Source organism: Pararhodospirillum oryzae (genome assembly GCF_007992075.1).
Taxonomy (GTDB): Bacteria; Pseudomonadota; Alphaproteobacteria; order Rhodospirillales; family Rhodospirillaceae; genus Pararhodospirillum; species Pararhodospirillum oryzae.
In genome coordinates this window covers 1-6,777 of sequence record NZ_BJZO01000135.1, presented here as the reverse complement: position 1 = coordinate 6,777, position 6,777 = coordinate 1, and the positions used below count along the sequence as shown (strand labels likewise).

Annotated in this window: 6 protein-coding genes; all 6 read left to right on the top strand. The window is 66.0% G+C overall.

What is annotated here, in order from left to right; genetic code table 11:
- The first annotated feature begins 189 nt into the window (after positions 1-189).
- A complete protein-coding gene (locus tag ROR02_RS15695; RefSeq protein WP_147164993.1) occupies positions 190-1,572 on the top strand; it encodes a class II 3-deoxy-7-phosphoheptulonate synthase in 1,383 nt (460 codons plus the stop codon).
- Positions 1,573-1,649: 77 nt separating this feature from the next.
- Positions 1,650-2,813: a beta/alpha barrel domain-containing protein gene (locus ROR02_RS15690; RefSeq protein WP_147164992.1), complete on the top strand. Its 1,164-nt coding sequence runs from the start codon at positions 1,650-1,652 to the stop codon at positions 2,811-2,813.
- A gap of 164 nt (positions 2,814-2,977) precedes the next feature.
- The gene (locus tag ROR02_RS15685) at positions 2,978-3,721 is read left to right on the top strand and encodes a 3-deoxy-manno-octulosonate cytidylyltransferase (protein ID WP_147164991.1); all 744 of its coding nucleotides are present in this window, start codon (positions 2,978-2,980) and stop codon (positions 3,719-3,721) included.
- Between the two features lie 74 nt (positions 3,722-3,795).
- Positions 3,796-4,662, top strand: a complete 867-nt coding sequence (locus tag ROR02_RS15680; protein WP_147164990.1) for a prephenate dehydratase — start codon at positions 3,796-3,798, stop codon at positions 4,660-4,662.
- A 55-nt stretch (positions 4,663-4,717) separates the two neighbouring features.
- Positions 4,718-5,227: a YchJ family metal-binding protein gene (locus ROR02_RS15675; RefSeq protein ID WP_147164989.1), complete on the top strand. Its 510-nt coding sequence runs from the start codon at positions 4,718-4,720 to the stop codon at positions 5,225-5,227.
- Between the two features lie 681 nt (positions 5,228-5,908).
- Positions 5,909-6,777, top strand: an 869-nt coding sequence (locus tag ROR02_RS15670) for a cache domain-containing protein (protein WP_170245152.1), incomplete at its 3' end; no start/stop codon positions are given.

The window sequence follows — 6,777 nt, the reverse complement described above, 5'->3', positions numbered from 1 at the left end:
TTGGGGAACCCTTTTTCAAGGGCGTTCCAGGCTTCGTCCGATTGCCCCGTGGTGCAAGTCCCGGGGGCCCTCGCACGAAACGGGCTTTTTTTCTGGCCAGGAGGGAATGGCTTTCGTATATCGATCGCCTGTTTTGACTCGATCGGTCGGCTTCTTGCCTGTGCCGCCCTACCCAAGGACCTTGCTGCCATGGCCTCGACCTGGACCCCGGACAGTTGGCGCGCCAAGCCCGCTCAGCAGATGCCCGAGTACCCGGACGTCTCCCACCTTGCGGCGGTTGAAGCCGAGCTGTCCCGATTTCCCCCGCTGGTGTTCGCGGGCGAGGCGCGCTCGCTGACGGCGTCGCTGGCCGAGGTCGCCGAGGGCAAGGCCTTCTTGCTGCAAGGCGGCGACTGCGCCGAGAGCTTCGCCGAGTTTTCGGCCAACACCATCCGCGACACGTTCCGCGTCATGCTGCAAATGGCGGTGGTGCTGACGTTTGGCGCCGCGTTGCCCGTGGTCAAGGTGGGCCGCATGGCCGGCCAGTTCGCCAAGCCGCGTTCCGCCCCCATGGAAATGGTCGACGGGGTGGAACTGCCCAGCTATCGCGGCGACATGGTCAATGCCATGGATTTCGACGCCGAGGGCCGGGTGCCCGATCCCGACCGCCTGCTGCGCGTGTACCACCAGTCGGCCGCGACCTTGAATCTGTTGCGCGCGTTTGCGCAAGGCGGCTTCGCCGACCTCGACCAGGTGCACCAGTGGACCCTGGGCTTCGTGCAGGGCAGCCCGCAGGCCGAGCGCTACGGCGCCTTCGCCGATCGCATCGCCGAGTCGCTGGATTTCATGCGCGCGTGCGGCTTCACGCCCGACTCGGTGCCGCAGATGCGCGAGACCGACTTCTACACCAGCCACGAAGCCCTGCTGCTGAACTACGAGCAGGCGCTGACCCGCGTCGATTCCATTTCGGGGCGCTGGTACGGCTGTTCGTCGCATTTCCTGTGGGTCGGCGATCGCACCCGCGATCCCGACGGCGCCCATGTCGAGTTCCTGCGCGGCATCGCCAACCCGGTCGGGGTCAAGGCCGGCCCGAGCATGCACCCCGACGACCTGCTGCGCCTGTGCGATGCCTTGAACCCCGCCAACGACCCCGGCCGTCTGACCGTGATCGTGCGCATGGGCGCGGGACGCGTGGCCGAGGGCCTGCCGCCGTTGATCCGCGCCTTGCAGCGCGAGGGCCGGCGCGTGGTGTGGAGCTGCGATCCCATGCACGCCAACACCGTCAAGGCCAGCAGCGGCTTCAAGACCCGTGACTTCCAGAAGATCTTGCAGGAAGTCACCGAGTTTTTCGCCGTGCACCGGGCCGAGGGGTCGCACCCCGGGGGCGTTCATTTCGAGATGACCGGCGCCGACGTCACCGAGTGCATCGGCGGCGCCCAGGCCATCACCGAGGCGCGCCTGGGCGATCGCTATCACACCCATTGCGACCCGCGCCTTAACGCCAGCCAGGCCCTGGAACTGGCGTTCCTGATCGCCGAGGCCCTGAAGGCCGAGCGCGCCAGCGCCCGTGCCCAACGCCTCAACCCGACCTGAGGGACCCCCGGTCCGCCGGGTCTGACGCCCGGCGGGCCCCTCCCTTCCAGGCGTCATGAACAAAGGACAAGACGGGGATGGACAGGTCTTCCGAGCGCTGGCCGGGCGCGGCCGAGGTGCCGCAGTGGACCGACAAGTATTTCTCCCGGACCGCCGACGTGGTCCGCCGGTTCGGAGACGTGAGCGTGACCTACGCCGTCTTCATGCGCCGGCCGGTGCTGTACGCGCCGCGCCTCGCGCTGGGCTGGCTGCGCCACGTCACCGAGGAGCGCGGCACCGAGGTCGTGGTTGATTCCTTGTACAAGGAAGGCGAATGGGTGGGCGCCGGCGAGCCCATGGTCACCCTGACCGGCTCGTTCATGGCGCTTTCCGAACTGGAAACCCTGTTCTTGCAAAAGCTGGGGGCGTGCTGCGTCGCCGCCTACAATGCTTTTCACATGTGCATGGACCTGCCCGGCGTTGCCTTCCTGGCCATGGATGCCCGTCACTGCGCCGGCACCGAAATGGCCGACCTGATGGCCTACGCGGCCTCGGTGGGCGGCAAGCGCGCCCGGCGCAAGGGCGAGGCCAAGGGCTTCATCGGCAACGCCACCGACGCCACCGCCCATTATTTCGACCGCGCCGAGGGCAGCGGCACCATGCCCCACAGCCTGATCGGCTACGCGGGCTCGACCGTGCGCGCGGCCGAGATGTTCCACGAAACCCATCCCGATGTCGATCTCGTGGTTCTGGTCGATTACTTCGGCCGCGAGATCTCCGACGCCCTGGCGGTGTGCCGGCGCTTCCCCGAACTGGCCGCCCAAGGGCGCCTGGGCGTGCGTCTGGATACCCATGGCGGGCGCTATGTCGAGGGGCTGGACACCCAGTCCTCCTACGACGTGCTGGAACGAAACGCCCGCGACGCCATCCGGGGCTACCGGTCGGAAACCGAGCTGCGCTACCTGATCGGCACCGGCGTGTCGGCCGCCGCCTTGTGGCACATGCGCGAAACCCTGGACCACGCCGGCTTCCCCCGCACCCGCATCATCGCGTCGTCGGGGTTCTCGCCGGCCAAGTGCCGGGTCATGGCCTACGCCAAGGCTCCCGTCGATGTCATCGGCACCGGTTCGTACCTGCCCGAGAACTGGAACGAAACCTACGCCACCGCCGACATCATCGCCTACGACGGCAAGCCCCGGGTCAAGGTGGGCCGCGAGTTCCTGCTTCAGCGGCGCCCCGAGGCCGTCCGCCCGCCGACCTGAGCGCGGGCACGCCAGACAGTCCGGACACGCGGGGGGGCAGGGTCCGGGCCCGTTCGCGGTTCAACGAGGTCTCCCGCCTCCTTCCGGAGGCGGGGGGCCTTCTTCATCCCTCGCCTTCCGTTGCCGTCTCGCGGCCCCGGGCCGCTTTTTCGGAGTTCGCGCCCATGACCCGGCCCATCCTGGTCATTCCCGCCCGCCTTGCCGCCACCCGCCTGCCGGGCAAGCCGCTGGCCGACATCGCCGGCGAGCCGATGATTGTTCATGTCTGGCGGCGCGCGTGCGAGGCCGATCTGGGCCCGGTGCTGGTCGCGGCGGGCGATCCGGCCATTGTCGAGGCCATTGCCGCCGTGGGCGGCCGGGCCGTGCTGACCGACCCCGACCTGCCCAGCGGGTCCGATCGGGTGTGGCAGGCCCTGACCCGCGCCGACCCGGACGGCCATCACGACGTGATCGTCAACATCCAAGGCGATCTGCCCACCTTGGAGCCCGCCGTGCCGCGCGCCACCCTGGCGGCCCTGCACACCGATCCGGCCATTGATCTCGCCACCCCGGTGTGCGCCATCACCCGCCCCGAGGAGCTGGGCAATCCCAACGTGGTCAAGGCGGTGGCCGGGTTCGCGCCCGGTGCCTCCCACGCCCGCGCGCTTTATTTCAGCCGGGCGTGCGTGCCCACGGGCGAGGGGCCCGTGTACCACCACATCGGCCTCTATGCCTGGCGCCGCGCCGCGCTCTGCGCCTTTGTCTCGTGGCCGCCCGGGGTGCTGGAGCGGCGCGAGCGCCTGGAGCAGCTGCGCGCGCTGGAACATCACCTGCGCATCGAAGCCGCCCTGGTGGACACCGTGCCGCTGGGCGTGGATACCCAAGACGACCTGGAGCGGGCCCGCGCCGCGCTGGGCCGGACCGCCTGACGAAGACCGGTTTCGGGGGGCGGACCCCTTGCTGTTTTTTCCCTGTTGTTCCCGCCGTTGAAAAGGCTCCACCGATGAGCGACCCAACCTTGACCGTGGCCTTCCAGGGCTTGCCCGGGGCGTATTCCCATATGGCGTGCACCCGGTTGTTTCCCGCCATGACCGTGCTGCCCTGCGCGGCGTTCGAGGATGCGTTCGCGGCGGTGCGCGAGGGCAAGGCCCGCTATGCCGTGCTGCCCATCGAAAACAGCGTGGCCGGCCGGGTGGCCGACATCCACCACCTGATGCCCGATTCCGGCTTGTTCATTGTCGATGAATTTTACCTGAAGGTGCATCACCATCTTCTGGTCGTCCCCGGCGTCAAGCTGGAGGATGTCAAGGTGGTGCGCAGCCACGTCCATGCCCTGGGCCAGTGCCGCCGCTTCATCCAGGCCAACGGCCTCACTCCCGTGGTGCACGCCGACACGGCGGGCGCCGCCGCCGAGCTGGCGCAACTGCGCACGCCCACGGAAGCGGCGATCGCGAGCGAGCTGGCCGGGGAGATCTATGGCCTGGAGTCGCTGCGCGCCCACATCGAGGACGAAACCCACAACACCACCCGCTTTTTGGTCATGGCCCGCGAGCCCGTGCAGCCGCGCGAGGATCTGGCCTGCATCACCACGTTTGTTTTCCGGGTGCGCAACGTGCCGGCGGCGCTCTACAAGGCGCTGGGGGGCTTCGCCACCAACGGCATCAACATGACCAAGCTGGAAAGCTACCAGGTGGGAGGCACGTTCGTGGCCACCCAGTTCTATGCCGACGTGGAAAGCCGCCCCGAGGACCCGGCGCTGGCCCGCGCGCTGGAGGAACTGGCCCACTTCACCCATCAGGTCAAGGTGCTGGGCGTTTATCCGGCCAATCCCTACCGCTTCGCCGCCCGCCGCACCGCGCCCAACGACTGACAAGCAATCCCCTGGCCCGGGCCTGCACCGGCCATACTCAAGGAGTGGAACCGCGATGACCGATCTCTGGGGCCCGAAAAAGGAGGGCGCCTGTCCCTGCGGCGTGGGCGACAGCCTGGAGGCCTGCTGTGGCCCGCTGCTGGCCGGGGCCGCCGCCCCCACCGCCGAGGCCCTGATGCGCTCGCGCTACACGGCCTATGTCCTGGAGCGCTACGAATACCTGGGCGAAACCGACGCCGAGGCCCTGCGCGAGAAGTTCGACCGCGACGAAACCGCCGCCATGGTGGAAGGCATCACCTGGACCGGACTCAAGGTGGTGCGGACCAAGGAGGGCGGCCCCGAGGATGAAACCGGCGAGGTCGAGTTCCTGGCCCGCTTCCGTCACCAGGGCAAGGATCTGATCCGGCACGAGGCCTCCACCTTTCAACGCGAGAACGGGCGGTGGGTGTACGTGGATTCGGTGATGAATCCCAAGCATCCCCCCCGCCAGGTGGAGCAGATCGGGCGCAACGATCCGTGCCCGTGCGGCTCGGGCAAGAAGTACAAGAAGTGTTGCGGTAAATAAATACGCCGTCGCCCGCTTCGGGCCTCGCGCCTGCCCGGCAAGGGCCGCCCCCGGAGTCGGAACCGGCCGGGGGCGCCCGGCCCATGCGTCGCGCTCCAGGAGGACGGCCCCGCCTCCCCTGGAGCCCCGCGCTCTCCCCTTTTTTTGATCGTCGCACGCCTTTTCCCTGAGTCCGTCCGCCGCGAATTGAAACGGGCAGGCTCTGGATCCCTTTGTTTGGGTTTGTCTTTTCCGGAAAAGAGGGGCCCGCTTTTCCGGCCCGCTTTTTTGGAATGAACCCTGGCGTTCATCCGTCCCTCGGCAAAGGGGGCGGCAGAGCAGGCCTTTGATCGAGTCGCCCCCCTTTCAGGGGAGACCTCGTTGCATGGAACAGCTTTTCGTTGAAAATTTTGCCTCAAGAAGGAAGTGTAAATATTAAAAAGACTTTTTGTTGATGAAATTTTACGAATGTTTGGTGGAAGGTGGCTCCCTATTGCGAGAGGTTGGTCTGAATGACACGCCATTATTGCAGTAGCGATCTTCCGGTGTGTTTTGATGCCAAATTGCCACATGGTATATGCTATTCATTCCGGATCTGTCATATTGTCCCAGTTCTCATCCCTTCCCGTGCGAAAGGAAGCGCTCGGTTATTTTTCTAATCCACCGGGAAGCACAGGATTTCCAAGCAAAGGAGTCTCTCCCATGTCTCTGAAGGTGCCGTTGGGCGCTAGGATAGCACTTCCTGTCGTTCTCATGGCCCTTGCCATGATGCTTCTCGTCGGAATCGCGCTTCAGCGTCAAAAGGATAGCATTCTTCAAGAGCGACGAGCTCTTCTTCAAGAACATGTTTCCTCGGCCATCAGCATTATCAGTAGTCTTCATGAACAATCGGAAAAAGGAGAAATCTCCCAGGACGAGGCACGCGAAAGATCAAAGAATATTATCAGAAGCATCAACTTTGGCGATGGCGATTACGTGTTCATTAACGACCGGCAGGGGCTTTCGGTCGTAAACCGGGGGGCTCCCCAAGCCGAGGGGAAGGATTTCTCCCAAACAAAAGACGCGAACGGCTTCCCCTATTTTCGCGCAATGATTGATAGAACGGCCAATAATCAATCGGCTTTTGTTGAATATGAATGGCCCCATCCCGGTGCCGAGAAGCCAGCTCCCAAACTCACCTATGTCGCGCCTTTCGCTCCCTGGGGCTGGATCGTCGGCACCGGGGTGTACCTGGATGACCTGGAAGACATGATGATGGACCAGGCCATGGGCTTTCTCCTCATCGGGCTTGTGATTCTGGCGGCGACGACGGGCGTGTCCACGGTGGTCGTGCGGACGGTGTCCGGCCCGCTGCGCGCCATGACCGGGGCCATGACCCGTCTGGCCCGGGGCGATCTGGCCGTGTCGATCGACGGCGGGCAGCGCGGCGACGAGATCGGCGCCATGGCCCATGCGCTGGAGGTCTTCCGCGACAACGCCCGCGAAAACAAGCGGCTGGGGGAGGAAGCCAAGGCCGCCGAGGTCCGGCTTCACGAGGACCAGCGCCAGGCCCGGATCGCCCTGGCCCAGGC

Bases quoted from the DNA above. Each gene is read 5' to 3' on its own strand.
- ROR02_RS15680 (WP_147164990.1), top strand. From the start codon at position 3,796: ATGAGCGACCCAACCTTGACCGTGGCCTTCCAGGGCTTGCCCGGGGCG.
- ROR02_RS15690 (WP_147164992.1), top strand. From the start codon at position 1,650: ATGGACAGGTCTTCCGAGCGCTGGCCGGGCGCGGCCGAGGTGCCGCAG.
- ROR02_RS15675 (WP_147164989.1), top strand. From the start codon at position 4,718: ATGACCGATCTCTGGGGCCCGAAAAAGGAGGGCGCCTGTCCCTGCGGC.
- ROR02_RS15685 (WP_147164991.1), top strand. From the start codon at position 2,978: ATGACCCGGCCCATCCTGGTCATTCCCGCCCGCCTTGCCGCCACCCGC.
- ROR02_RS15695 (WP_147164993.1), top strand. From the start codon at position 190: ATGGCCTCGACCTGGACCCCGGACAGTTGGCGCGCCAAGCCCGCTCAG.